Below are 21753 nucleotides of genomic sequence, written 5' to 3'. Positions count from 1 at the left end.
GTAATTAACAAAACATCTTCAGGCTCACGGAACGTGAATATCACCGCTGTGAGAAAAAATTTCAGGTTGAGGGATTATGCGTTCACCCCAGTCAGGCCGGTCATCGCTGACCGGCCCGGGGGATTACTTATGCTTGTGCTGAAGTTTCCAAAACAACGTCGTTTTCAGCCTCATTGGGCATCGTTTCAACCACCTCCTCCTGCACCTCAACGTCTGGCATTTGTACCCGTACCGAGATAAAGGTGTCGTGCGGAATATCGATCGGATCGCCGTTGGCGTAGCCTTCAATCTCATTGTGCGCAAAGGCGGGGGCGTCGGGGTGTGGCCGATGATAGGTGCGGATAACGATCGAGCCATCCGGGTTTATCTTCTCACTGCCCTCATCACCGCCATAGTCCACCCACAGACGAGGCAGCTTGTTGCGACACATCGGCACATCGATACCGCCGTCATCACCACCCCAGGCGCGATCGGCATTCAGGCCCAGACAGCCGGAAATGCGGTACACCCCTTCACTCAGGCGCTCGGTGGTGATGCCAACCGCTTCGCTGGTGAGTTCGCTGGTGCCGTCTGTAAATAGCTTCACTACCGGGCTTGCGGTTTTATAGAACCCGTTTGAATCAGCTACTGCGTTTAACCCGCTAGCCAGAATGGCGTAGTTGGTATTGCTTCTGCGGATATAAGCCAATCTTGCTGAGTTAACGGTTAATCGTGTACTCCCATCCTCAGCCAAAATAATATTGTTTTGAGCGGTTGAATACTGATTAGCTAAAACAACATCGAATGTTGTATCACCTTTTCCTACAAACCAATGATTTCCGTTATCATGGGTAAGACCACGAATATATCCCGGCTGCGATGCGGATGCGGGTTTTATGAATAATCCAGAACCGTTATATGAAAATGTCTTTTGCCCGGCTATTGTTTGCGAGGTGTTGGTGGTTACATGTGGAGCCCAATCGGTCCACGCGTTATTGGTTCGGTGCCTAGCCGCTAGCTCACCACCTGGCCCTACCTGTACCTGCATGAGTTGCCCGGATCCATCAGCACCACCAGCACGGAAAGCAACAACGGCAGGACTAAATTGATAATACCAATTTGTAGCGGAAGCTGGCTCAACAAACCCTGCCGTAACTGCGTTATTCCCGTCCAAGATAGTAGACATGGCAATACCGGCAGATTGCGATCTGCCTAACCCGTGTGCCCCGTTTAGCATTATGGAGCCGGGGGCTGTATCGTTAACCCCTGTTTGCTTTATGAGATTTTTGTCAGTCCAGAATACATGATTCGTATATCCGTTCGAATCACCAGCCTGTAGCCTGACCACGCTCGTTCCTGCTGTTGGGCCAACAGTAAATATGGAATAAGTCCCCTGTACCTTTGAGAACCAACCAGAACCAAATCTACTTGTTGCGGTTGTTATTCCATCATTTCTTATTGTTCCAGAGCTGTTAGCTGAATTTTGCGCCCACGCATGTAACGCATCCTCTGATGTAATATTGATATATGTTGGCGCGTTCCTTGCTGGATTTAGATTCTGGTCTGTCCATAATTCATGAGTTGAATTTGTTGAACCGGAATTATTTCCAGAGGTAATTCTTATTCCTCCAGAAATACCAGATGGAGCATACCCTATAGACATGGTAGCCCATGTGTCGCCGGACCTTAGCAACACACCAACGCCATATTGTTTTGTGTATTGCGGTACGGCAGATGAGTTTCTGAAAATTCTACTCCCGTTGCTTGATAATCTAGCCCAGGCCAAAAACGCCGCATCCGTGTTTAGGTCTACAATTTCACCAGAGCCACCCCAACCCCATGCACCGTTAAGCATTACCGAGCCAGCGGTTGCATCGAATTGCCCGGTCTGCTTAACAAGGCTCGCGCTGTTCCATACTTCAGACCACGCTCCCCACGTCCCACCCGCGAGGAAATATCTGATATAAACCCGCGTGGTGTTGTAGGGGAAATACAGTTGATGCGCAGCCGTATTCCCGTTGGCCGTGCCCTGAACAACCAAAAGCGAGCCTGCTATGGGTGTGGGATAATTTTTGGCAAGAGTAGCGTTGGCGTTTGAGTTTTGAGTCCACACCCCATCTTGCTCGCCAGTGATAGTATTTAGGTCAACGGTACCCAGCCCACCACGCTTTCTAAAAGCCTGTGCTAAGTCAGCTTTCCCATCTAGCGCAGCATCCCAAGCCTGCTGCGAGCGAACGGTAACAGTCTGACCGTCTGGCGAAGTGAGCGTAACGTTTCCTGTTCCGGTTAATATCTGCTGCCAGCCAGATAACTGCTGCTGATAATAGGCAAGCGTTGAGGCAAATTCATGAGCAAACTGCTCAATGGAAACAGCCGGTGAAGTGGGAATGGCATAGGCTTTACCCGTTCCCGTTGTACCAGTGAACGCTGATACCAGCGTTAATTGTGTATCAGATTGCACAGACTCAATTTCATAAATCTGAACAGTGCCAGCGGCGGGCAATAATAACATCCGCCCTGCTGATACACCGTTTAATGGATTAGTGAATTGTGTTCCTGTACCCGTAATTATTTTGCTGCCATTAGTGGCAGAGATGGTTCCGGTTTTGTACCAAGACATAGAGTACCCTAATGCATTTATCAATAATCAATTAACACTATCGCCCTTAGAAATTAGAACGACCGCAGGAGTGAAAACACAATGTTCTTGGTTGATGATCGACCAATATAATGTTCCGTTTGTATTAGCTGGCAATATAGCCGCCCCACTCGACGCTTGAATCATTTCATACCCATTTATTGTGAGTATACTGATATTTCCAGATGGGGTGGAAATAAAAATACTCCCTCTACCATAGCCATCATTATACGTAGCACCATCACCCGAACCAGAACGATAACGCCGCCCATTAATACCAGCGTAAGGTACTGCAATCAATCGTGAATAAGGTACTGCTGGAATAAACAATGCCCCCCCTGCTTGAAGAACTGAGAATTTTATTACATCACCTTCAATCTTATCAGCATAAACAGTTCCCTCAAATCGACCATCCTTTGCATAGACTGTCCCTCTGACGATAACATTATTGAATTCTGAACTCCCAGAAGTCCGACTAATCTTCCAACCTGATGAACCAGCAACATAATTATCAGATGATATGTTATCCGAGAATTTTGCCCCAGTAATGGCCGCATCTTTGATTTTAGCTGATGTAATTGTTGCATCCCCAATTACAACACTATTTAAAACTGCTTGCGTTCCCTGCGTCGTAAACACAGGGGTTGGTGTTCCTCCCGCATTAGTCATTATCGATGTTCTATCTGCCAACAAAATAATATTCGACTGCATCCCGGTAGTTGAATTTGAAACATCCAGACCAATACCAGCCAGATATTGTTTTCCGTTTGCATCAACCCCCACTTTAATGGTTCGAGAGGCTGACAATTTTCCGTCAATGCCATTAACCGCTTGGCTAATGTCACTGATCTTCGTTGTGGCACCGTTCACTGTCGCGGTTAGCTGGCTAATCTGTGTTCCCTGTGCCGTAATCGTGTTGCCTTGCTGCGTCACCGTTGCAGATACTGCATTAACGCTCTGCACTGCACCATTAGCCGTTGACTGTGCCGCCACCGCTGCGCTAGCGGCAGATTTTGCTGCCGCCGCAGCGTCAGTGGCAGCCTTATCGGTAACGGCCTGCCATGCCGAGCCCGTCCAGCGTTTTGGGGTATTGGCGCTATTTGTCGTATCGATCCACACGTTTTGTGTCAGGCGATCCGCCACCGCAGGTTCTGCGGTGCCATAGATCACTTTACCTTTATTACCCGCCGCCGCAGCCGCATTCGTTGCCGCCTGTTGGGCGGCAGCAGCGGAAGATTTGGCGCTATCAGCCGCTGTCTGAGCCGTTCCAACCGAGGCAGTGATTTGCGTGATCGATTGCCCCTGCGACGTTAGCGTATTTCCCTGCTGCGTCACCTTAGTCTGTAAGCCACCAACAGCGGTAGAAAGCCCGTCGATTTCCCCTTCCGCTGCACGCATTTTGCTACTGAGGCTATCCACATTCTGCGCAGTGGTCTTTTCCAACGTGGTAACCGTCTGCTGCAATGAGTTCAGGTTACTTTGTGTTGAGCCAATCTGCGCTTGCATCTCCAATAACGCGATAGTACGCGCTTCAACTTCATTGGCGACCGCCGCGCGTGTATCGGCGATTTCTGCCACACGAGCACCATTTTCGCTACGCCATCTGCGAGACTCCTCGTCAATGGTCAAGCTATTACGCAAAATGGCTTTCGCCTGCTCAATACTGGAGAGCATGCCATCAGCGATCTGCTGGGTGTTTGTAGCAATATTGGTCACCAGAGACTGCCAGGCATCGGAGCCCTCAATCTCCTCCAAAATGGCATCCGCGATATCTCCGACGTCGGTACTCGACTCCCCAACAACCCACCCCGTCCACGGCCCCTGATTACCCGACTTATCGACGATACGGGCGCGGTAAAAGAATTCTTGGCCGACACTGAGCCCCATTTGCTGGTAGGCACGCGTGGGATACGCCACATCGGTCAGCAGCAACACATTCTGGCCGTCGCTGGTCAGGGAATACTGAATCTCAGTTTTTAAGGTATCGTCGGTGTCGGCGGGGAATTGCCAGTCGAGCTGGACGCCAAACACCAGCGCGGTGGTGGTAAAACTGGACAGTGCCGGCGGATTACCCTCTTTACCTGTTAGCGTAGTTTCCTGCGCGTTGGCCCACAGACTGGAGATCTCCGTGGCATTGATGGCGCGCACGCGCGCTTGATAACGCCCGGCGTAAATGCCCGGCACCTCAACGCCTTGTGCCGAGGTGCGTGCCGCGCTGATCCAGTTGCCGTTATCACGCCTCCATTGCACTTCGTAGGCAATGGCACTGTCCGCCTTGTCCCAGGTAATGCGCAGGGTGGTGACATTGATACCTTGCTCGATGCGGTTATCGCTACCGATCACCACGTTGTTCGGCGCAGGCTGTACCGATGGCGGAACCAGACTGATAGGACGAGATTCAATGCGTGCGCCGGTATCAATCTTGGCGAATTTATCCGGATCGAATTCGATGGCCGTGATATCAAAGGAAGCGCTGTCCTCGCCTTCTTTCACACCAATGATGCGATACAGTTGCAGCGCCAGGTCGTTAGCATCGACCGCCCACACCGACTCGGGCACCGGCGTTTCGCTGTACGCCGTGGTGACGGTGACCACCTTGTCGTTCACCGCCTCAATGGTGCGTCCCTCAGCTTTACCACTCGGCAGGTTGAGAATCAGGCGTTCACCGATTGCCGCGGAAGAGACGCGGTCAAGCGTGATGTTACGTCCGTCAACCGCGCTGATGCGCCCACCTAATGGACGCCCGGCCAGCAAGGCATCAGCGATACCGACAATGGCGCCGGGGACCGGAATATCACCGTCCAGCCCCATGGTGTAAGAAACGGTGCGATCGGCATCGTTGGTGTGCAAAATCCATTTGCCGCGCCGGATAGCCTCGGTCTGGCGCGTACAGCCGATCGCGGTCACATCCGCCTGTTTAATGCCGTAACGCCGCACCAGCTTGTTATCCGCCACGGCTTCCACCGCGTCCTGGTAGGCATTATCCGGATCGGACCACGCCACCATCGCCGTGCTGTAGTGCGTTTTACTGCTGGCGTTACTGTAGGTAAAGCGCCCGTCGCGCACGTTGGCACGGGTGACCACGTAATCCATCTCGCGCGGCATATCGGACAGCACGTTCATCTGGTTGTTGGCCCAGAACGAGGAGCCACGAAAGATCGCCGCCAGATCGTTGAGCACCGTCCACGCCTCTTCTTGCGATTGAATGTACACATCGCACAAAAAACGGGGTTCCGTGCCGCTGCCGCCATGACCATCCGGCACACGCTGATCGCAGTACTGGGCAATCTGGTACAGCGCCCATTTTGACAGCACCAGGTTGGTCGCTTTGATGCGCTCGCCAAGGCCAAAACGTTCTGAAAGCTGGATGTCGTAGTACACCCAGGCTGGGTTGTTGGAGAATGCCCACTTGAAGGTGCCATCCCAACTGCCCGTGTAGCGCCGAGTTTGTGCATCATAGTTGGTGGGCACACGGATAATACGCCCGTCCGGCTCGCAAGAAATGACCGGAATATTTTGAAACTGCTGCGCGTCGAACTGCATCAGCAGCAGCGCCGTTTCCGGGTAGCGCAGCTTGGCGTCGATCACTTCGGTGATGGCTTCGATCGCCATCTTATCGGCAATACGATTACTGGTGGAATTGGGCGTGATACGGCGCACGCGGATCTGCCAACCGATGGATGCACTTGGCAAATCGATACGGTGGCTGCGTTCATAGGACGTGGTGGTTTTGCCATCAATCGCCGTTTTCAGCACTTCACGGTAGCTGCCGCCGTCCGTGGCGATATCAATGGCATATTCAATGCGGTAGCCGCCCACATCGCCATTATCATGCTGCTGTTGCAGCGCCGCCCAGGAGAAGCGTATGCGCACCGCTGAGAGGTTGATATTGGGCAACGAACGTATCCACGGCGTTTTACTGGTCAGTTCGGTGCTTACCGCGATCTCATTTTCAACGCCGGGAAAACCGGGAATATAGCTTTGGTCGGGCGTACCGGGACGAAACGCCCACGACACGCCGGAAAAATTGGCGTTGCCGTTGCTGTCGTTAAGCGGCGTACCGTCAAGAAAAATACGCGAGCCATCCAGATTCCCAGCAAATTCCCCTTCCCCCAGCGCCAGCAGTATTTTGGCGTAGGAGGTGGATTGAATGGAATCCGGCGACTCAACGGGAACGCGCGCGTTCGCGCTGCCGCCTTTGCTACCTTTTATCGCTGTCATGGGTACTCCATTAAAAAGAAAACCCGCTCAAGGCGGGTTTATCGGCATCAGGATTTATGTCGTTTCTTCCAGATATCTATCATCTCTTGCGTCACTTCATTCTTATAACAGATCGGCGAATAGCCCCCGGCCCGACTCCACGCGCTGCGTTTTCCACAGCTGCTGCCGTTACGCGCTGAATGGTAGGGGCACGGGCAATTGCCCGGATACGCAGAAATAGACTCATCGATGATGGCTTGTTTTATTTGATCGTTATTGACGGGCTGCGATTTGGCGATAGCACCTTCCGGCAATAACCCTACGGAGAAAAACAATACGGAGAAAAACAGAGTTGGCTGAAACCATAATTGCAGTGGCAATAATAAGAGTGCTTTCATTTTTTTACCTTGGCTGTGTGTAGACAACGGTAAATAAAGCACGACAGCCCTGGTAAAACGTTGATGAAGGCAATAATTATTGCTGGTCTTCGGCGTAAATTCCGGCAGAAATAATCGCGCCGCCAACGCGACGCCGACCATAAAGAATCGGCACCGGGTTACCCTGCGCAATGGAGTTAACCGGCCCGCCAAACGCATAGGATGGCTTATTATCGGGAGACTGGCGCATGGAAATACCGCCTTGAACCGGGGTGAGCATTTGCATTACGCCGCCAAGGGTCATAGAAGCGCCGCCCATCATCATGCTAACGCCGATAGTAGAGGTTGTACCAAAGGTAAAATAGCCCACCGCAACCAAAACAGCGCCCAGAATAGTTTGGAATAACCCAGCCTGTTTGCTACCAATAATCACTGGTGCAATACGGATCTCATCCGCAACGATAAAGTCCAATTCTGCATGCGCAAGATTGCGTTTGCCGTCAAATACGGCATACGCCAAACCGCGCGACTTGCTGCTCAGCAGAAACTTTTCAAAACCGGGGATAGTTACGCTTAACGCCTTTATGGCTTCCTGCCGGGTTTCCACCGCCAGGCGATGCACACGGCCAAAGGTTGCCCCCAATACGCCGTAAAGCCGAATGGTTTTTAACGGCTGATACTCAATGGCTAGCGTCATGATTCCCTCCGGTATAACGCAGTCGGATAATGGTTCTGTCCAACCAGTAGCCGCCGTAGGGCACTTTCTGGCTGAGCTGACCGTACATGTGGTGCAGCATTTCACCGTTGCCCACGTAGACGCCAGCATGATTCGGCTCGCTGGCACGCACTTGCATAATGATCACATCCCCCGGCGCAATATCATCGGTCACCGGCGTAAAGCCCGCGTCGCGGTAGTGCGTCATATACAGGTTTTCGCCACGGTTCCACCAGTCGTCCGTGCGCGCAAAATTCGGCAGTTGAATATTGCGCTCCAACTGATACCAGTCGCGCACAATGGCGTAACAATCCCAAATGCCGTGCACAAAAGGACGCGCCAGCAGAGGCTTAATCCCCTGCTGCGGCATCAGGGTGCGCACATCGCCTTCCGGCCAACTGACAATCACCCAGGGCAGTTGCGATTGATCGCACTGGGCAAGATCGACGGCACTGGGCGTGGTGGTGGCATCGGGATGGCTGTGCACGATCGCCACCAGTGTGCCGCTGTCTTCCGCCTGCGCATAGTCCTCAGGGCTCATGATAAAATGATCCTGCGGTGCCTGTGCCAGATTGCGGCAAGGCACGTAGCGTTGCCGCTGTTGATTGTGCACGACCACGCCGCACGCTTCGCGCGGATATTCTTGCTCAGCATGGGCGAGGATCGCGCTGACGATCAAATTTCCCAGTTTCACGTTATTACCTCTTAATCAGTGCCGACCCCGGAAAGCCGCCGAACGGCAATTCGGCCGCTTCGCCAAAACGCGGTTTGCAGCCGGTGGAAAGCAGCCCGGAGCACTCATCCTTTGCCGGATCATCGACCGGATTGCCGTCAATGTCGAAATAGCGCGATCCGGTGTAACCACAGGATGCGCCGCGATACTGTCCGCGTGCGCACCAGGTACACAGGCTGTGAATCTGCCGGGTGGGAATCATGATCCCCTGCAAATCAGCGGGTGAGGAGAGATTGAACGTAACCGATTCGTTGTCCTCATTGGCTTTACTGTCGATGTACCAGACTTCCAGCCGCTCTTGCGTCGGGTCAGCGCTGTGGTTGCCATCAGGGAAATTGCGCGCATCCAGATAATGAGCAAAGGTGGTGTGAATCCGCACGGTGGCCTGCGCCAGATTTTGATAGACCAGACACAACGCGGTGATGGTGCCGTCGATATTGCCCACCGCCAGCGTGGGCGTGGGAGCGCTGCCATCGCTGGTCATTTCCAGCCCCTCAATATGCGTCGGCCACGCCTTGTACTCTTTTCCCTGCCACCAGAGGGATTTTGCCGGGAGTTTATTCTCATCCCCCGCCGCGGCGGCAAGCTCCTCGGCGCTGTGCGGGATAGGATGGTTGTGAAAATAGAGCTCCGGGCCATCGAATGCGGTGCAATCCACTTCAAACAAGCGCACGCGATCGCCCGGCGCCAACTGTTGGGCGTCGAGATTGATAGACATCGGTTCTCCAGAGACAAAAAAACCAGCGCGCAGGCTGGGGAAGGGTGATGAAAGCGGCGCTAATTACACGCCATACCACTGAACGAAGGTTGCGGTGATCACCCCCTGAACGTTACCGGCCGGAGCAAACTTTATCGAGTCCTCCACCACCCGATAAAGCCCCGCTTTTTCATGCGGTGGGGTCCATTGGAATGATTTTTTGCGGTGACGCCGCAAGAAATCACGAATCTCGACAGCGGTGTCGAGCGTGCCACGAAACGCGTAGGAAAAAGTGATGGTTTCCCCGTTTAGCCCCGCGCCGGACAGTTGCGTGTAGCCATCGCCAAACTGCACTTTGCGTACCGTTTCGCTGTATTGCACCTCGGGCTGATTGCCGATTTGCAGCGGCCAGTGAAATGTTTCAATTGCCATTAGCTTCTCCGCCCTTTCATTGCCGTGCTTAACATGCGTCCCTGCCCCATTTCCCGGGTCAGCAGTGATTTAAAGCGTTGATCGACAAAGCTGCCGATCTCACTGCCAAACTGCGCCAGTCCGGCCGATGAGGTCTGGGAGATGCGGCCATCGCTGGCGATATTGATACTGACCTGCGGTGCCGTATTGCCACTCACGCCGCCCACCGCTCGTACGCCCAGTACACCGTTGGCGTTACGGGTCAGCGGCATAATCGCTTCCGGCCCGGCCTCGCCCATCAATCCTGCCCCTTTGGCGAAGGCAAACAGCGTGGGGCGATCGACCACCTGCCCGGAATAGGCCGACAGGCTGGATGAGGTATAAACGCCGCCTTTGGCATTAGCCGTTACACCAAAAGCCCCCATTAACGCATTCACCCCCTGCACCAGCGCCGACTTCACCGCGATTTCCGCCAGCATGCCCAACACCGATTCGGCGAAAGAGGAGAAATTGAGTTTTCCGGTACGCACAAAGTTCATCACGCTATTATCTAACTGTTGGAATGCCGCATCTCCCCCAGCCTGAATAATGGAATAGGAATCCAGCGCGCTCTCTGAATATTTCCCCCAGGATTCGCTCAGGCCATCTACCCAGGTTTTGCCGATATTATTATTCGACTCCCCGCCTTCCTGATTGTTATTGCTTTTCTGGGTATCGTTGCGCTGCGCCGCGGTGGTTGCCGGATTTGAAGAGGCGCTCTGCTTATTTTTACCCTGGTCTTTATCCTTATCGTTATCCTTGGTGGTTGTCGAAATATCGAAAAAACCAAGAATAGCGTTAACGCCTTCGACCATTGATGCCCTTAACGCTACGTTCGCTAACATACTCAACATGGATTCGGCAAAATTCGAGAGATTCAGTTTGCCGGTTTTCACAAAGCGCGTTAATCCCGCGTCCAGCGTTTTAAATGCGGCCTCGCCGCCGGTTTTCACCTGGGTATAAGTATCTGAAGCCACTTTGGCATAGTCGCTCCATGACTCAATCAGGCCCTCCCGCCAGGTTTTCACCTTCGTTTCATCTTTGGATTGATCGGTGCCAATGCCATTCAGCCCTGCCAGCATATAGCCACTGGTATCGTTAAAATCAGCACGCCCTTGCGCCATTACGCGTTGTGCCGACCAGGTGCCCGGCTGAGCTCGCACATCGCTCGCTTTCAACGCCGCGCTCTGCTGAGCAACCAATTGAGAAAAACGCTGCGTCGCCTGGGTAACGACACTTCCCAGCGACAGCAAATCCTGCTGCACGCGCAGCACGCTGCTGTTTAACAACACAGCGTTAAAATTTAATGCCTGTTCATCGATTGTCTGGGCCATAACGAACCCCTCCAAATAATCCTTCGCCTATTACCATCAGTTCATCATCACTCATCGTTTCAGGCTCAACCGTTGGCTGTAACAGGCTGAGTTGCTGTAACGGGATGTCTTGATGACCCGTCAACGCCAGCATCGTGGCACGCAGGGCGCAACACTCCGCATCCAGCAGCACATCGGAAAAGTAGTGCTCCTGATAGAACGCAAACCATTCCGATAACTCGCTGGAAGAGAGCTCAGACAGCATCGTGCGCCAGTCATGACGCCGGAACTCCCGAGCCAGACGCATCGCAAAACGCACCTGTGCGGCTAAGACTTTCCCGGCGTACTGGAAGTACTCTCATCGGCGGGTTCCTCACTGGCACTTTCAGGCGCGATGCCGCTGAGTTGCTGAACCAGCAAAGCGGCCTCATTGATCAAGCGCGGTGGCCAGTCGTTGAGCACCTGATTGAAAATGTCATCCAGGGCGCGCTCCCGATCCTGTTGCCACAGCGAGCGGGATACCAGCCAGGCGTGCAGTTTGATGGTCAGGCTGCCAAAAATGGCCATTTTCTTGGCCTCAGGGATAGCGTCAGGAATGTTCTCCAACGCACTCATGTGTTCAACAATCGCTTCGAGATACTCGATGCGCTGCAACCCTGACAGCTCAGACAGCACCACCTTATCGGGGCCAAAAGGCTCGGTTTTCAGGTACATGTGTTCTCCTTGATAGGATGTTTACCGATTAAGCCCCGCGTACGCGGGGCATAAAAAAAGCAGCGCCGGCTGCCTTAAGGCGTTACCGCCGCCGGTGCGTCTTCCGCCAGCACCGGCTTACCGGTATTGGTGACCTTCGCGGTGCGGGTGATCACTTCCTTAACAGGAATCGATTTCCCTAACGCACTGACCCAGCCCTTAAACACATCAACCACGCCGTTGGCATACTTGATTTTGTAGCCGCGCACGGCACCGGAGGTAAACCAATCCACCAGTTCCTGTTGCCCCAGATCGCCGGCTTTCCATGCCAGGGTGAAACTGGTGTCCCCGGCGGATTTGATACCCTGCGCGGTATCGCTCCATCCGGCGTTTTCACCGTCCAGATAGGTGTTATCGAAGGATTCCGCCGTCATCTCGCCCGGCGTCAACTCTTTAACCTGCGCCAGACGGGTCCAACCGCTGTCGCCCGTTGGGTTGGCATACGGGTCACCGGTGCCGGTAAAAACCCAAAGCGTGGTTCCTGCACCTTTAATGGCTTCTGTTGTAGACATAATGGCCTCACTGATAATAAGTTATTGAAAATTCGAGGTCTGCAGACCTCCAAATGCTCCCTTCTTCATCGAGTCGATAGTCATATCGCTGCGTTGAGAAGGTTTCCGTGCTCTCCTTAAGCGCTGATACTGACATCAGCACAGGGGAAATTTTCTGCGCCATCTTTTCATCCAGCGTCGAATCCGGGCTTCCCGCCTGTTCGAAAAGCGCAACGTGCAGATTGGCTTGCCACAGCGCCTCATCCAGTGCGTTTTCCACCAGTTGTGCATCACTGATGTAGACCGCGATGGCGGGCAAGCTGTCTGACGCTAAGGCGACGGGACGTCCGTCAAGAAAAGTGGTGTGTTCGGTGATGGCGGCGCGCAGCGCAGCCAAAACGGCAGCGCGTAGCTGCATATGCTTGATCATGATTGGCATGTCATCCGTAGTTGTTTGTCAGGGAGAGACGTACTGGCACTCAGCGGACAGCGAATTACTTTCTGTCGGCCTGTGCCGTACGTATTGCATCAAGCTGGTTGTTGGCCTGTTCCAATGCCGCCAACAGTGGCTCAATCCAGTAAACGGCCTGGGCATAGGTCAATCGGCAATCGGCGGTAGCGGCACCACGACCGGCTGCGTTAGCGTCTGGGGAAACGCTGTGCACGACGCTGGCACGTAGACGGTGCGCGTCGTCGAGCAACCGCCCAGACACAGCATCAGGCACGCACTGACGCCCCACGGGATCGCGCTTGACTGTCGTGCGGTAAATAATCTGTTTTTCATCCGAGTCGGCCTTGATAGAGAGACTGTGCTGATAAGCATCGGCAGCTATCTGGTTCACGCGCTGAAACGTAAACGCCTGCTGCGCGATAATCGATTGTTGCTGCGTCTGGCGCAGCTCGCTGGATTGTTTGTCACGAGCGGCAATATCAGCCTCCCAACGAATCCCTTGTAGAGACCAACCGGCACCGAAGGCAGCCGCGAGTGCACAGCCCGTCAGCAATAGGTGGATTTTCATCATCGGGCTATTTCTGCGCAGCCAGGCACAGCGCCTGCTCTTTGGCGCGGCGCGCCACCAGCCCCGGAAGCACCTCCTGCCCGGTATAGACCCAACGGCTAAGTTGATGACAGGCGGCAAGGTAAGATCCCGCTGTCAGGTAGCGGTACAGCGTGGACGTCAGGAAATTCGAGCAGCCGACGTTGAACACAAAGCTGCCGACACCGTCAAAAACGTTCTGCGGCAAGCGCACGCCCAATTTGCGTTCGACGTTCTGCTCAAGGCAGTTTTGTGCATCCAGTTGATCTTCCGCGAACCAGCGGGCAACCTGCTGGTCATCCGCCAGCGTGGCAGTTCCTGTAACACGCCGCGTATGACCAATGCCCTGAGTGCTGATACGGGCCGGGCACTGGTAAACATCGCGTCGACATCCCTCCGCATTCCCCATCACCTCCATCGCGGCCTGGCTGAAACGCAAGGCATTGCCCTGTTGGGAGCGATAGCTATCGCTATTACTCAGCGCCATGGCAATAATCACGCTGACAGAGCACAACGCAGCAGTGGCAATCTTGCGTCTACTCATTATGCATTCCCTCTTCTCTGCGCCGGTCTTCCCTGATTTTGAAAAACACATTCACCAGAAAAGTCAGCAGGCCAAACAGCAAACTCCCCATCACGCCAATGGCTGTCCACTGGTTGGGAGAAACCGCATCCAGTAACTGAAGCATCCAGTAGCTGCCAGTAGCACCCGAAGCGCCATAGGAGATGCCCGTCGTCAATTTATACATACGCATAACCTCACCGCCGTCGTGCGGGGTGCCTACAGTGATAAGAACAAAAAGCGGAAAGTCGTCATTAATAACGTTCCGGCATCTCGATGCCGCGATGTCGAAGAACGAGAGAGGAATAATGTTTAAAAAAACGTGAATATGCCAAATCACTATTAATATTCTGAAAAAAAGGCCTCGCATAAGCGAAGCCTTTTTTATGATTGCTGTAAATTAACGATTTTTAACAGACTACCTTGCCATTTGGAATTCCACAACGTTTTTAATGTCTGTTTTAATCGGCAGATAGCTTTTTCTGATACCGAGCCAAATAAGCATTTTTTGTAGAATAAATACCTTTTTGGAATTCCACAACCGCTTTTCAGGATAATATGATAAAAAAAACATCACCATTCTGTTTCTACCCGGCGATGCTTTCACGCCAGGTGATTATTTCGCTGGCCCAGTATATTGCAGCGTAATGGGTGTTCTATCCCATTCCCAATTTGATTTGGTCTGTTGCTGCCAGCCATTATCCCACATGCAATCGTGGTAGGAACTGTTACGGCTACCGTTGTTAACGTCCGTGACATAGCTTTGTAATTCCTCAACCTCATAGGTCCTGTACTTTTTCCCACCGCACCACCGTTTGTAATCGCAAGGCTCAGTGACAGTACGGTAGTTGGTGCGATTTATCACTTCATTGCGAACTGGGAATCGCTGTTCCGCGTTAACCCGACAGAGGGATCTTGAAGTAACATGGTCAGTCGGGTTATCACGAATTTTCACCCACCGCGTTGAACACCCGGAAAGCAACACAGGAACCAACATGAATAACAGCAGCGTCTTCATCATAGGCCTCTTTAACGGACGAAGTGGCAATATTACTTTCACTTTTTTCGATAAGACTAATCTGGAATATTCCTGATTTACTGTTTCGGTAGGTTATTACGAAGGTAATGCACTCCTGTGCCGTGCGTTCGATAGTGAACGATATTACACATACCAATACGCCTTTCTTTGCGAAAAATCAAAATATGCATGCACATGCTTTAGCTCATCCGTTAATTAGGACAGTTAGCCATTCGCAAAAATCAGCTTGTCATAGGAAATGAATTTCGCATTAGGAATAGGATGAAATAATCATTTTTATCAGGCTATATTGCCTTTTGGAATTCCACCACTTTTTTTATTTTCGGCGTATAAACCAGTTCTTTTTGGCATTCAAGATCGATATCCAGCTTGATATCCATCATGCTCAGGCAGCCATCGATAAATCCTTCCGCCATTTGCAGCTGTTTTAGCACCAGCGTATGTGAAATACCCAGTTTGGTGCCAATCGCCCTCACCGGCAGGCCAAGCACATAGTGCCACTCCAATAGCACATGCAGATACGGGTCGCGTTTTTTCAAACACGCCATCGCCCCATTGACAATCAACCCATCGTCATCGCAGCACGACGGGCGTGAGCGCTGGCTGGAGGGCAGCAGCCCACGGAAGCCCGCAGCAACCGATGAGTAATACAGCCCGTGTTCAGTATGGGAAGCCCATGCGCCATAACGCTCAAGCACCTTTTGGATATCACGAATCATCTCGCCACCTTTGTTGTTTCTATACCGTTATCTGGCAAGACCATTGGGGTCTTGCCGCACCGTCCCCTGGAGTAACAAAAGAGCAGCAGTCATGAACTGCCACCAAAAAGCTATTGATTTAATTAACAACCAAGTCCGCTACTCACACGTAGCCAGTGTTGTTGGTTTAATAATACCTTTAGCTATTGATAATAGCAAAAGGTATTGCTATTTCACTTGAAAAGCAATAGCGAATGCTATAAAGTTGTTCGCATGAAAACGATGAACACTTTGGCAGAACGGCTTAACCATGCTATGTCGCTGACGGGAATGACTCAGGGACAATTGGCACGCGCCGTTAACATGGCTCAGCCGACAATCTGGCGCTTGACCTCCGGTCAGGCGAAAGGAACGTCGCGTATCATTGATATTGCCGATGCGCTGGGGGTACGCCCGGAATGGCTGGCGAATGGCGATGAACCGATGCGTACGCCAGCGGTCGCGCCTTACGATTCGCGCTCCAACATTCCGCCGGAATCTCAGTGGGGAACGGTTGACGTATGGGACAGCCACACCCCGTTGCGGGATGATGAAGTGGAAGTGCCGTTTCTGAAAGATATCGAATTCGCCTGTGGGACCGGGCGTATCATGAATGAAGATCATAACGGGTTTAAACTGCGGTTTTCCAAATCGACCTTACGCAGCGTCGGCGCCAATTCGGATGGCTCTGGCGTGCTCTGTTTCCCGGCCAAGGGCGACAGCATGGAACCGTTTATTCCCGATGGTACCACCGTCGCCGTCAACACCAACGATAAGCGCATTATCGATGGCAAGATCTACGCCATCAGCCAAAATGGCTGGAACCGCATCAAGCTGCTGTATCAGGTTGGGCCGAACACGGTAAGCATCCGCAGCTACAACAGCGCCGAGCACCCTATCGAAGAGAAATCCCTCAGCGAGGTCGATATTATTGGGCGCGTGTTCTGGTGGGCGGTGCTGGACTACTGATTCCCGTACCCGCGCTGTGTACAAAAAAGGCCGTTAACCAACGGCCTTTTCCCTTTCTGCACGCTGTCACTTACCCCTCGTGCAACCCACACTCCCGTTTCAAACCGAAGAAGCGCGTTTCTTCTTCGCTCATTCCCGGCTCCCATTTACGCGTGGTATGCGTATCCCCCACGGACAGGTAGCCCTGATCCCACAGCGGGTGGTAAGACAAACCGTGCTGCTTGAGGTATTGATACACCTGCTTATTATCCCAATCGATAATCGGCAGCACCTTGAAGACGCCGCGTTGGATAGCCAGCACCGGCAGATGTCCACGGCTGCCCGACTGCTCGCGCCGTAATCCAGCAAACCAGGTCTGCGCCTGTAGCTCACTTAGCCCACGGTTCATCGGTTCCACTTTGTTTAGCTGGTTGTACTGCTCAATGCCTTCAACGCCCTGTTCCCACAGTTTGCCATAGCGTGCTTCCTGCCAGGCCGGGGAGTGCTCGGCACGATACACCTTCAGATTGAGTTTCAACTGCTCGGCCAGCGTGTCGATAAACTGATAGGTTTCCGGAAACAGGTAGCCGGTATCGGTAAGGATCACCGGAATATCAGGGCGCAGTTGCGTGACCAGATGCAGGCTTACCGCCGCCTGAATGCCGAAGCTGGAAGAGAGCACATACTCCCCCGGCAAGTGCTCCAGCGCCCAGGCAACGCGCCCCTCGGCGGAGAGCGTTTCCAACTGTTCGTTGGTTTCAGCCAGCGCTTGCGCTTGCTCCAGCTTGGGTAGCGCGTTAAGCGCTTCAAGAGAGAATGCCGACATCATGCCTCCCGGTTAATCGTAAAAATCGCGCGCCGGATCGAGTACCGGCTTGATAATGCCACTACGGATGGCAAAGTCACCGAACCCTTCATCCGGCTGGCGTTCCCGCGCCCAGCGGCCAATCAGACCATCCAACTCGCTCAGGATCTCCGCCTGCGTGATATTTTCGCGGTACATACGCGGAATGCGAGTGCCTTCGCGGTTACCGCCCAGATGCAGGTTATAGCGCCCCACGGCTTTCCCGACCAGCCCCACCTCCGCCAACATGGCGCGGCCACAGCCGTTCGGACAGCCGGTTACGCGCAGTACGATATGCTCGTCGCCCACGCCGTGGCGCTGCATAATGCCTTCCACGTCGGTGACAAATTCTGGCAGAAAACGCTCGGCTTCCGCCATCGCCAGCGGACAGGTTGGGAAGGATACACAGGCCATCGAGTTTTTACGTTGCTCGCTGACGCTATCGTCAATCAAACCGTGCTCGCGTGCCAGCGCATCAATCTTTGCTTTATTGCGTGCACTCACGCCCGCCACAATCAGGTTCTGGTTCGCCGTCAGGCGGAAATCCCCTTTATGGATTTTGGCGATTTCGGCCAACCCGGTTTTCAGCGGACGGCCCGGGTAATCGAGAATACGGCCATTTTCGATAAACAACGTCAGGTGCCATTTACTATCAATACCTTTCACCCAGCCAATGCGATCGCCACGGCCGGTGAATTCATACGGGCGCAGCGATTCAAAGGTCACACCCGCGCGCTTTTCCACTTCGCGTTTGAAAGTATCAACGCCAACGCGCTCCAGCGTATATTTGGTTTTGGCATTTTTACGGTTGGTGCGGTTGCCCCAATCGCGTTGCGTAGTCACCACCGCTTCGGCCACGGCCAGCGTATGCTCAATCGGAATATAGCCCAGCTCACTGGCAGTGCGCGGGTAGGTTGCCTTATCGCCGTGGGCGATAGAAAGCCCACCGCCGACCAGCACGTTAAAGCCGACCAAGCGACCATTGTCGGCAATGGCAATAAAATTGAGATCGTTGGCGTGCAGATCCACATCGTTTTGCGGCGGGATCACCACCGTAGTTTTGAACTTACGCGGCAGATAGGTCGCCCCGAGGATCGGCTCTTCATCGGTGGTAGCGACCTTCTCCTGATCCAGCCAGATCTCGGCGTAGGCACGGGTACGCGGCAGCAGATGCTCAGAGATCTTCTTCGCCCAGTCATAGGCTTGCTGATGCAGCTCGGATTCCACCGGATTAGAAGTACAGAGTACGTTACGGTTCACATCGTTGGCGGTCGCCAGCGCATCCAGCCCCAGATGATTGAGCATTTGGTGCGCCGGTTTCACGTTCGGCTTCAGGATACCGTGAAACTGGAAGGTCTGGCGGTTAGTAATACGAATGCTGCCATAGAGCGTGCTCTCGGCGGCAAATTTATCGATCCCTAACCACTGCTCCGGCGTCATCACGCCGCCGGGCAAACGGCAGCGCAGCATCATGGCATGACGCGGCTCCAGCTTTTGCTCGGCACGCTCCGCGCGAATATCGCGGTCATCCTGTTGATACATGCCGTGAAAACGGATCAGCAAAAAGTTGTCGCCGTTAAAACCACCCGTCAGCCCTTCCTGCAAATCTTCAGCAATGGTGCCGCGCAGGTAGTTGCTTTCCTGCTTCAGGCGCTCCGCATCAGCGAGTTTCCCTTCCACCACTAACGGGCCGGGATAACGTTGATCGATTGATAATTTTTCGCTCATGGATAGTGATCTCGCTAGTACACATCGCGCTGATAACGGCGCTCAAGGCGCAGTTCGCTTAAAAATTCATCGGCCTGTTCTGCATCCAGACCGCCGTGGGCACCGATGATGTCCAGCAGCGCCTGTTCCACATCTTTCGCCATGCGGTTGGCATCGCCGCACACGTAAAGATGTGCACCGTCCTGGATCCAGCGCCACAGCTGTTCGCCCTTCTCGCGCAGTTTGTCCTGCACATAGATCTTGTGTGCCTGATCGCGCGACCAGGCCAGATCGATGTGGGTCAGCAGTCCGTCTTTGACGTAGCGTTGCCATTCCACCTGATAGAGAAAATCTTCGGTAAAGTGTGGGTTGCCGAAAAACAGCCAGTTTTTCCCTTCTGCACCGTCCGCTTCACGCTGTTGCATAAAGGCGCGGAACGGAGCAATGCCGGTGCCAGGCCCGATCATGATGACAGGGGTAGCGGGATCGGCAGGCAGGCGGAAGTGGTCGTTATGTTCAATAAAGACCTGAATCTCATCGTCTTCATTCAGACGATCCGCCAGATAACCAGATGCACCGCCGGTTCGCGCCCGCCCCTCATAGTCATAGCGCACCACGCCCACGGTAATATGCACCTCGCTTTCGGCCTCGGCCTGAGACGAAGCGATAGAATAGAGGCGCGGCGTCAACGGGCGCAGCCAGCCAATCAGTTGCTCCGGCGTCAGTTCCGTCGGCGCCTGACGCACCATGTCCACCAGCGGCGTGCGCTGGGCAAACTGTTGCAGCGCAGGTTTTTCTGCCACCAACGCCAGCAATGCCTCGTTACGGGACAACGCGGCGTACTTCTCCACCAACGGTGCGGTGTTTTGCGTCAGTTCGAAATGGCGTTGCAGCGCCTGCGACAAAGGCAGTGTGTCTCCTGCCACGGTCACAGGTTCATCCCCTTTCAACCACAGCAGTTCCAGCAGCTCTTGCACCAGCGCCCGATCGTTTTGATACCACACGCCAAGCGCATCACCCGGCTGATAGCGCAGCCCGGAATCCCCCAGGTCGATCTCGATATGTCGCACATCCTTATCGGACGCGCGCCCCGTGATTTTCTGATTCACGGCGAAACTTGCCGCGTAAGGGGCGGCTTTACTGTAAGGACTGCTGGAAATTTCATCCCGCGTTCCGCTGGCGCTCGCCTGAATAACCGCCGCGCCTTGTGCCGGAACACGTGCCTGAAGGATATCAACAATCTGGCGACGCCACTGTTCGGCGGCCGCCTGATAGTCAACATCGGCATCCACACGATCGAGCAGGCGCTCTGCCCCCAGCTCAGCCAAGCGACCATCGACATCTTTACCGGCTTTGCAGAAGAATTCGTAAGAGGTATCGCCCAAGCCGAACACCGCAAACGACGTGGTTTTTAGCGCGGGGGCTTTTTTGGATAACAGGAATTTATGCAGCGCTACGGCCTCTTCCGGCGGCTCCCCTTCCCCTTGTGTAGAGGTCACCACCAGCAACAGCGTTTCCTGCGCAATTTGCTTAAATTTATAGTCGCCCGCATTCACCAACGTGACCGCAAGCTTGGCAGCCAGCAAATCGTCACGCAGCTGTTCGGCCACACGACGAGCATTGCCCGTTTGCGATGCGGAAATAAGGGTAATACTTTGCGCAGGTGCAGGCGCAGCGGCGCTGGCCGGGAGCGAGATGGCCGACACGGCACCGCTTTGAGCCCCATGGCCCTGCGCGACGCCCCAAAAATAGCCTGACAGCCAGGCCAGCTGCGCTGGAGAAAAATCCCCCGTGGCGCTTTGCAAACGCGCGAGCTGCTCGGCACTAAGCGGCAGCAACGAAACCGGAGTGGTCATCGTGATTTCAGTGTCCTTTTAAGTCGTCCCGCGATAAAGCGATATTTATGCAATCTAAAGTTGTATGGAATATAAGGTTACCTATCCCGCGCGCAACAATTAAAGACGCGATGGCAATATTTAATAACCAAAATGCCTAAATGGTTTTTCTGATAATCCTTAACGCTTAAAGCGTTATAGGTTGCCCGCTCAGATGAACGCCCCATCAATCAGATTATTCTTCAACCAAACGTGCTTCAAGGACGACTTTCCGGTAGTATGCGACGGCTTTTGTTTACGCTTGGTTATCCCTTCAGGAACGTTGTTATGGTCACTACGCTATTTAAAGATTTTCAGTTTGAAGCCGCCCACCACCTGCCGCACGTGCCGGAAGGGCATAAATGTGGCCGCTTGCACGGGCATTCCTTTATGGTGAGACTGGAAATCACCGGTGAAGTCGACCCGCATACCGGCTGGGTGATGGATTTCGCCGACTTGAAAGCGGTATTCAACCCGGTTTGGCAGCAGTTGGATCACCACTACCTCAATGAAATTGCCGGATTGGAAAACCCCACCAGCGAGGTGCTGGCGCACTGGATTTGGCAGCAGTTAAAACCCACACTGCCTCTGCTGAGCGCCGTGATGGTGAAAGAAACCTGCACGGCGGGCTGCGTTTATCGCGGGGAATAAAAGGATCG

Annotated in this window: 20 protein-coding genes and 2 pseudogenes; 2 read left to right on the top strand and 20 right to left on the bottom strand. The window is 53.5% G+C overall.

The genetic code is table 11. The features are described 5' to 3' along the window. Positions 1 to 127: 127 nt before the first annotated feature. The 17 genes and pseudogenes from J5069_RS15655 to J5069_RS15580 all read right to left on the bottom strand — a co-directional run bounded on the left by J5069_RS15655 (position 128) and on the right by J5069_RS15580 (position 15700). Complete coding sequence (locus tag J5069_RS15655; protein WP_264644745.1) at positions 128 to 2599, bottom strand: pyocin knob domain-containing protein; 2472 nt, start codon at positions 2597 to 2599, stop codon at positions 128 to 130. A 27-nt stretch (positions 2600 to 2626) separates the two neighbouring features. Further along, the gene (locus J5069_RS24300) at positions 2627 to 4015 is read right to left on the bottom strand and encodes a DUF1983 domain-containing protein (protein WP_413542247.1); all 1389 of its coding nucleotides are present in this window, start codon (positions 4013 to 4015) and stop codon (positions 2627 to 2629) included. 153 nt (positions 4016 to 4168) lie between these two features. Next, positions 4169 to 6838: pseudogene (locus J5069_RS15650) on the bottom strand (host specificity protein J); the annotation flags it as partial. A 47-nt stretch (positions 6839 to 6885) separates the two neighbouring features. After that, positions 6886 to 7215: a hypothetical protein gene (locus J5069_RS15645; protein WP_319801681.1), complete on the bottom strand. Its 330-nt coding sequence runs from the start codon at positions 7213 to 7215 to the stop codon at positions 6886 to 6888. Positions 7216 to 7291: 76 nt separating this feature from the next. After that, positions 7292 to 7891, bottom strand: coding sequence for a tail assembly protein (locus J5069_RS15640; RefSeq protein ID WP_264644743.1), 600 nt, complete (start codon positions 7889 to 7891; stop codon positions 7292 to 7294). Then, a complete protein-coding gene (locus J5069_RS15635; RefSeq protein ID WP_413542242.1) occupies positions 7875 to 8603 on the bottom strand; it encodes a C40 family peptidase in 729 nt (242 codons plus the stop codon). The genes J5069_RS15640 and J5069_RS15635 overlap by 17 nt, the downstream gene beginning before the upstream one ends. 4 nt (positions 8604 to 8607) lie before the next feature. After that, the gene (locus tag J5069_RS15630; RefSeq protein ID WP_264644742.1) at positions 8608 to 9360 is read right to left on the bottom strand and encodes a phage minor tail protein L; all 753 of its coding nucleotides are present in this window, start codon (positions 9358 to 9360) and stop codon (positions 8608 to 8610) included. A gap of 63 nt (positions 9361 to 9423) precedes the next feature. Next, positions 9424 to 9771, bottom strand: coding sequence for a phage tail protein (locus J5069_RS15625; RefSeq protein WP_264644741.1), 348 nt, complete (start codon positions 9769 to 9771; stop codon positions 9424 to 9426). Then, the gene (locus J5069_RS15620; RefSeq protein ID WP_264644740.1) at positions 9771 to 11123 is read right to left on the bottom strand and encodes a phage tail tape measure protein; all 1353 of its coding nucleotides are present in this window, start codon (positions 11121 to 11123) and stop codon (positions 9771 to 9773) included. Before J5069_RS15620 ends, J5069_RS15625 begins: the two co-directional genes overlap by 1 nt. After that, positions 11104 to 11409 (bottom strand): phage tail assembly protein T, encoded by a 306-nt coding sequence (locus J5069_RS15615; protein WP_264644739.1) that lies wholly within the window; start codon positions 11407 to 11409, stop codon positions 11104 to 11106. Before J5069_RS15615 ends, J5069_RS15620 begins: the two co-directional genes overlap by 20 nt. Positions 11410 to 11429: 20 nt before the next feature. Next, entirely contained in the window at positions 11430 to 11816 is a 387-nt protein-coding gene (gene gpG, locus J5069_RS15610; RefSeq protein ID WP_264644738.1) for a phage tail assembly chaperone G, read from the bottom strand. An 80-nt stretch (positions 11817 to 11896) separates the two neighbouring features. Beyond that, a pseudogene (locus J5069_RS15605) lies at positions 11897 to 12367 on the bottom strand (phage tail tube protein); the annotation flags it as partial. A 7-nt stretch (positions 12368 to 12374) separates the two neighbouring features. Next, positions 12375 to 12776, bottom strand: a complete 402-nt coding sequence (gene gpU / locus J5069_RS15600) for a phage minor tail U family protein (RefSeq protein ID WP_264644737.1) — start codon at positions 12774 to 12776, stop codon at positions 12375 to 12377. A 64-nt stretch (positions 12777 to 12840) separates the two neighbouring features. Further along, positions 12841 to 13368 carry a hypothetical protein gene (locus J5069_RS15595; protein WP_264644736.1) on the bottom strand — a complete coding sequence of 176 codons (528 nt, stop codon included), beginning with the start codon at positions 13366 to 13368 and terminating at the stop codon, positions 12841 to 12843. Positions 13369 to 13372: 4 nt separating this feature from the next. Then, on the bottom strand, positions 13373 to 13927 hold the full coding sequence (locus tag J5069_RS15590; protein ID WP_264644735.1) for a lysozyme: 555 nt from the start codon (positions 13925 to 13927) through the stop codon (positions 13373 to 13375). Beyond that, complete coding sequence (locus tag J5069_RS15585; RefSeq protein ID WP_264644734.1) at positions 13920 to 14138, bottom strand: class II holin family protein; 219 nt, start codon at positions 14136 to 14138, stop codon at positions 13920 to 13922. The genes J5069_RS15590 and J5069_RS15585 overlap by 8 nt, the downstream gene beginning before the upstream one ends. Positions 14139 to 15268: 1130 nt before the next feature. Continuing rightward, positions 15269 to 15700 (bottom strand): antiterminator Q family protein, encoded by a 432-nt coding sequence (locus J5069_RS15580; RefSeq protein ID WP_264626115.1) that lies wholly within the window; start codon positions 15698 to 15700, stop codon positions 15269 to 15271. A 255-nt stretch (positions 15701 to 15955) separates the two neighbouring features. Between J5069_RS15580 and J5069_RS15575 the strand changes: the two genes are divergently transcribed. After that, positions 15956 to 16690: an XRE family transcriptional regulator gene (locus tag J5069_RS15575; protein WP_264644733.1), complete on the top strand. Its 735-nt coding sequence runs from the start codon at positions 15956 to 15958 to the stop codon at positions 16688 to 16690. Between the two features lie 70 nt (positions 16691 to 16760). Here J5069_RS15575 and cysH read toward each other — a convergent pair whose 3' ends face one another. The 3 genes from cysH to cysJ are packed head-to-tail and all read right to left on the bottom strand — an operon-like array spanning position 16761 to position 21076. Then, positions 16761 to 17495 (bottom strand): phosphoadenosine phosphosulfate reductase, encoded by a 735-nt coding sequence (gene cysH / locus J5069_RS15570; protein WP_264644732.1) that lies wholly within the window; start codon positions 17493 to 17495, stop codon positions 16761 to 16763. Positions 17496 to 17507: 12 nt separating this feature from the next. After that, positions 17508 to 19241, bottom strand: a complete 1734-nt coding sequence (cysI, locus tag J5069_RS15565; RefSeq protein WP_413542241.1) for an assimilatory sulfite reductase (NADPH) hemoprotein subunit — start codon at positions 19239 to 19241, stop codon at positions 17508 to 17510. 14 nt (positions 19242 to 19255) lie between these two features. Then, positions 19256 to 21076 (bottom strand): NADPH-dependent assimilatory sulfite reductase flavoprotein subunit, encoded by a 1821-nt coding sequence (gene cysJ / locus J5069_RS15560; RefSeq protein ID WP_264644731.1) that lies wholly within the window; start codon positions 21074 to 21076, stop codon positions 19256 to 19258. A gap of 306 nt (positions 21077 to 21382) precedes the next feature. On the opposite strand from cysJ, the gene queD reads away from it, so the two are divergent. Next, positions 21383 to 21745 (top strand): 6-carboxytetrahydropterin synthase QueD, encoded by a 363-nt coding sequence (gene queD, locus J5069_RS15555; RefSeq protein WP_264644730.1) that lies wholly within the window; start codon positions 21383 to 21385, stop codon positions 21743 to 21745. Positions 21746 to 21753 lie beyond the last annotated feature (8 nt).

The sequence above is a fragment of the Candidatus Symbiopectobacterium sp. NZEC127 genome, from assembly GCF_025962675.1.
Taxonomy (GTDB): Bacteria; Pseudomonadota; Gammaproteobacteria; order Enterobacterales; family Enterobacteriaceae; genus Symbiopectobacterium.
The sequence above is the reverse complement of the archived record's forward strand: the minus strand, read 5'-3'. Positions and strand labels throughout refer to the sequence as shown.

Coding starts and splice junctions, on each gene's coding strand:
- J5069_RS15630 (WP_264644742.1), bottom strand. CDS start 9,360: ATGTCTATCAATCTCGACGCCCAACAGTTGGCGCCGGGCGATCGCGTG.
- J5069_RS15645 (WP_319801681.1), bottom strand. CDS start 7,215: ATGAAAGCACTCTTATTATTGCCACTGCAATTATGGTTTCAGCCAACT.
- cysI (WP_413542241.1), bottom strand. CDS start 19,241: ATGAGCGAAAAATTATCAATCGATCAACGTTATCCCGGCCCGTTAGTG.
- J5069_RS15615 (WP_264644739.1), bottom strand. CDS start 11,409: ATGCGTCTGGCTCGGGAGTTCCGGCGTCATGACTGGCGCACGATGCTG.
- J5069_RS15575 (WP_264644733.1), top strand. CDS start 15,956: ATGAAAACGATGAACACTTTGGCAGAACGGCTTAACCATGCTATGTCG.
- J5069_RS15595 (WP_264644736.1), bottom strand. CDS start 13,368: ATGATGAAAATCCACCTATTGCTGACGGGCTGTGCACTCGCGGCTGCC.
- cysH (WP_264644732.1), bottom strand. CDS start 17,495: ATGTCGGCATTCTCTCTTGAAGCGCTTAACGCGCTACCCAAGCTGGAG.
- J5069_RS15655 (WP_264644745.1), bottom strand. CDS start 2,599: ATGTCTTGGTACAAAACCGGAACCATCTCTGCCACTAATGGCAGCAAA.
- gpU (WP_264644737.1), bottom strand. CDS start 12,776: ATGATCAAGCATATGCAGCTACGCGCTGCCGTTTTGGCTGCGCTGCGC.
- queD (WP_264644730.1), top strand. CDS start 21,383: ATGGTCACTACGCTATTTAAAGATTTTCAGTTTGAAGCCGCCCACCAC.
- J5069_RS15640 (WP_264644743.1), bottom strand. CDS start 7,891: ATGACGCTAGCCATTGAGTATCAGCCGTTAAAAACCATTCGGCTTTAC.
- gpG (WP_264644738.1), bottom strand. CDS start 11,816: ATGTACCTGAAAACCGAGCCTTTTGGCCCCGATAAGGTGGTGCTGTCT.
- J5069_RS15620 (WP_264644740.1), bottom strand. CDS start 11,123: ATGGCCCAGACAATCGATGAACAGGCATTAAATTTTAACGCTGTGTTG.
- J5069_RS15625 (WP_264644741.1), bottom strand. CDS start 9,771: ATGGCAATTGAAACATTTCACTGGCCGCTGCAAATCGGCAATCAGCCC.
- J5069_RS15590 (WP_264644735.1), bottom strand. CDS start 13,927: ATGAGTAGACGCAAGATTGCCACTGCTGCGTTGTGCTCTGTCAGCGTG.
- J5069_RS15585 (WP_264644734.1), bottom strand. CDS start 14,138: ATGCGTATGTATAAATTGACGACGGGCATCTCCTATGGCGCTTCGGGT.
- J5069_RS24300 (WP_413542247.1), bottom strand. CDS start 4,015: ATGCGTGCAGCGGAAGGGGAAATCGACGGGCTTTCTACCGCTGTTGGT.
- cysJ (WP_264644731.1), bottom strand. CDS start 21,076: ATGACCACTCCGGTTTCGTTGCTGCCGCTTAGTGCCGAGCAGCTCGCG.